The organism is Vibrio sp., from assembly GCF_050299255.1.
Lineage (GTDB): Bacteria > Pseudomonadota > Gammaproteobacteria > Enterobacterales > Vibrionaceae > Vibrio.
This window is the reverse complement of record NZ_JBNKVP010000145.1, coordinates 1-3,421: the sequence shown is the minus strand read 5'-3', so window position 1 is coordinate 3,421 and position 3,421 is coordinate 1. Positions and strand designations below refer to the sequence as shown.

At 52.8% G+C, this 3,421-nt stretch carries 4 protein-coding genes; 1 reads left to right on the top strand and 3 read right to left on the bottom strand.

The annotated features are described in order from the left end of the window. The first annotated feature begins 66 nt into the window (after window positions 1-66). Window positions 67-324, top strand: coding sequence for an LLM class flavin-dependent oxidoreductase (locus ACQY6F_RS18470; RefSeq protein ID WP_428776543.1), 258 nt, complete (start codon window positions 67-69; stop codon window positions 322-324). A gap of 182 nt (window positions 325-506) precedes the next feature. Here ACQY6F_RS18470 and istB read toward each other — a convergent pair whose 3' ends face one another. From istB to ACQY6F_RS18455, 3 genes are all read right to left on the bottom strand, one after another. Beyond that, complete coding sequence (istB, locus tag ACQY6F_RS18465; RefSeq protein WP_428776542.1) at window positions 507-1,277, bottom strand: IS21-like element helper ATPase IstB; 771 nt, start codon at window positions 1,275-1,277, stop codon at window positions 507-509. Then, on the bottom strand, window positions 1,268-2,824 hold the full coding sequence (istA, locus tag ACQY6F_RS18460) for an IS21 family transposase (RefSeq protein ID WP_428776541.1): 1,557 nt from the start codon (window positions 2,822-2,824) through the stop codon (window positions 1,268-1,270). Before istA ends, istB begins: the two co-directional genes overlap by 10 nt. 133 nt (window positions 2,825-2,957) lie before the next feature. Further along, window positions 2,958-3,218: a helix-turn-helix domain-containing protein gene (locus ACQY6F_RS18455; RefSeq protein WP_428776539.1), complete on the bottom strand. Its 261-nt coding sequence runs from the start codon at window positions 3,216-3,218 to the stop codon at window positions 2,958-2,960. Window positions 3,219-3,421 lie beyond the last annotated feature (203 nt).

Genomic DNA, 3,421 nt, shown 5'->3' with positions numbered 1-3,421 from the left:
GGTATAAATGGAGTATTCAAGATTGATGTTTGTTATCTCTACATATAAAAAAAGGAAATACCCATTATGACGAAACGACGTGTCGGCGTACAACTTCATCCCCAGCATACTACATATGAATCATTTGCCACCGCCGTGCGACAAGTCGAAGCACTTGGCGTGGACTCAATTTGGAATTGGGATCATTTTTTCCCACTCTACGGCGATGAAAATGGTGAGCACTTTGAGGCCTGGACAATGCTAACGGCTATGGCGATGCTCACTGAGAAGGTGGAGATAGGTTGTCTGGTCACCTGCAATAGCTACCGTAATGCTAGTAGTTAGACAAACAGAGTTTGCCGGGTTGTCAAATTACACCCGTAAATGTACCGGGTATTTACACCCATTATAATCCACTCGTTTACACCCAAGATGTGCCACTTGTTTACAGTCCATATGCCACTTTCGATGACGCCTCATCCGCCAACTGAACGATAAAACAATCCCCGCCCCATGAGCATGTTGAGTTAGCTGGCTATCTCAATTTTCACCTCCTCTTCCAGCTTCTGCCGGCCCCGTGCCCGAAAACTGTCGCCCTGAATAACAACAATCTCGGCATGGTGCGCCAGCCGGTCCAATCCGGCGGCTGCCAGAAGTGGATTGCCAAACAGGCCGGGCCACTCGCTGGGCGAACGGTTGCTGGTCAACATGATGCTGCCCTGTTCATAACGCTCGTTGATGATGTCATACAAATCTTCTGGCATCGGTGGGGTCAGCGGCTTCAGGCCAAAATCATCCAGCGCCAGCAGATCAGGTCGGCAATATTGCTTCAACCGCCGGTCAACAGAGTCATCAGCGCGGCCGCCATGAATATGGCGCAGCATTTCATGGGTATTGATGAACAGGGCCGAATAGCCTTGACGACAAGCCTCGTGAACCAGCGCCTGGGCCAGATGGGACTTGCCTACTCCGGTTGGGCCACAGATGAGTACGTTCCGTTTCTGCCGGATGTAATCACAGCTGGCCAGGGACAATATCTGCTGCCGATTCAGATTAGGATTGAAATTGAAGTCGAAGTCCTCCAGCGTCTTGCTCATATGGACGGCCGACCGGCGCAAGCGCAGAGCCAGCTGTTTCTGCGCCCGTCGTTCCACTTCGTCTTCCAGTAGTCGAGCCAGAAATTCAATATGGGTCCATTGGCCATCGACGGCCTGACGATGCCGCGCCTCCAGCGTTTCCAGAACACCGGAGAGGCGTAATTGTTTCAGGTAGGGTTGGAGTTGGTGTTTCAGTTCCATGATGGCCCACTCCATAAATGACCCAGAAGTTCCTGCGCCCCACGAACAAATCGTTGCGCTGGTGGAATCTCTGGCGCTGCTGATATTTCCGTTTCGATTTCCAATCCCTGGCTGAGAATCCGCTTGACCGTTTTGTAGCTGACCTCATCAAAGCGCAAAGCGCGGTCACAGGCCGCTTCCAGGCGTTCATCGCCAACTTGCTCGCGTAGTCGCAACAAGCGACGCACCATCGAGAGCCGGTCCACCACTGGGTCAGCCAGTAAACGGCCAACCAGCGCGGTGGTGGACAAACCAATATCCGCCGCTACAGTCTGGCAAGCCCCACGATCTAAAACCAAGCCTGGCAGCTTGTCGGGTGGCAGATGGGCCGGATTAGTGATGCGTTGTCCCGGCTCAGTCGCCCGTTCATGGGTCGCCACCAGTTGGTAGTCACTGGTATAGAGCCGCACTTCCTGGCTGCCGCCGCGAACCCGTAGTGTTTGCCCGACCAGGCGAAATGGCGCGGAGTAGTAAGCATTGTCAAAGACCACATAGCAATCCCGGTGCAGTTTGGCTTGTTTCCACACGGCCAGGTCATACGGTGTTTCCGGCAGCGGCTGCAAAGCGGCTTTCTCCACAGTCTCAAACTGGACGAGTGGCTGTTTGCGGGTGGTACCATGTGTGCGCTGGCCGGCGGTGGTCAGACACCACACTTTGACGTCTTGGTTAGCCTGGGTGATGGTGCTCATCTCCCGACCGCCAAGGAAATTGCGTTTCACGTAATGGACACCACCCTTTTCCACCTTTCCCTTATGCTGGGGCGTCTTCGGTTTGCAGGGGGCGATGAGAAAGCCGTAATGTTCGGCGCATTCCCGGTAAGTCACCTGCACTTCCGGGTCATCCCAACACGCTTTGGTGATGCCGGCTTTCAGATTATCTATAACGACTCGCTGTGGTATGCCGCCCAGAAACGCGAAGGCGTTGCGGTGCAGACGCAGCCAGGTTGGTATCTTCTGGTTGAAAACGAACTCGACGTACTGGTGACGGCTCCAGGATAGCGTCATCACAAAAGCCCAGGTTTTGCGAATTTCACCGGTAGCCGAGTCTATCATCCGCCCGGCATAACCGAAATCTACTTGAACTTCTTCCCCTGGCCTTGTTTCCACCCGGACTGTCACATCCGGCTGGATGGGTTCCAATTGGCGTACAAAACGGTAAACGGCCATGTAACTGCCACCAAAGCCCCGTTCTTCCAACCTGGCCTTAATGGCGCTTATCTCCACGCCTTGCTCGCGCAGCTTAATCACCTGTTTCCGGTACGGTTCCACAGTTGATTGGCTTTGCGGTGGTTGTTGTGGGGGCATCGTTTCTTCCAGTAGTTGGTACAGTTCTTCAATGGGCGGTAACGACCCTGTCAGCAGGCTGTATTCTTCAGCCCATTCCCGGTATTTCTGTCCAGTCCGACGGTCGATCCCCAAATCCCGTTTGATACATCGGTTACTGTGCCCAGCCCGCAGATGCTGTAAAAGCGCATAAATGTCCACGATCTTTTTCCTTTTTCCTGCCATGTTCCCTCCGGATTATTTCCGCATTTTGCCGGAAGGATAGTTGGCGGATGAAGGCTTGTCGATGGTGGTACATCTTGGCCGTTAATAGGTGGCACACTTTGCCCGTAAACGGGTGGTACAGTTTGCCCGTTAATCACTGGCACAGTATAGGGTGTAAAGTGACACCTTCCAGAACACATTTCTCCCGCGTTCTTTCAATGGTGCGTGGATGGGCTTTGAGGGCTTTGGCAATATCCGCATCTTTCCAGCCGCCACCCGGTTGGTTTTCATCGGCTAGCAGCAGGATTTGGGCTCGTCTCATCCGACGCGCATTCCCTTTGCCTTTGCTGACAATGGCTGTCAACTTAGTGCGTTCTTCTGTTGTTAAAGTGACTTTGTATATTTTTGCTGGCATCTCTTCCTCTTCTGTTTTTGATGAAAGGATGCCATTTTTTGACTTATCCGGCAAACTCTGTTTGTCTAACTACTAGTTGTCCAATAAGGCCAGTCCACGATTCAAGCGGGCCAGACCAGCACCAAACGCGGCGCATATTGTCAATTCATACAGTTCGTCTTCGCTGTAACCGGCTGCTTTTAATTGGGTAATGTCAGCGTCTG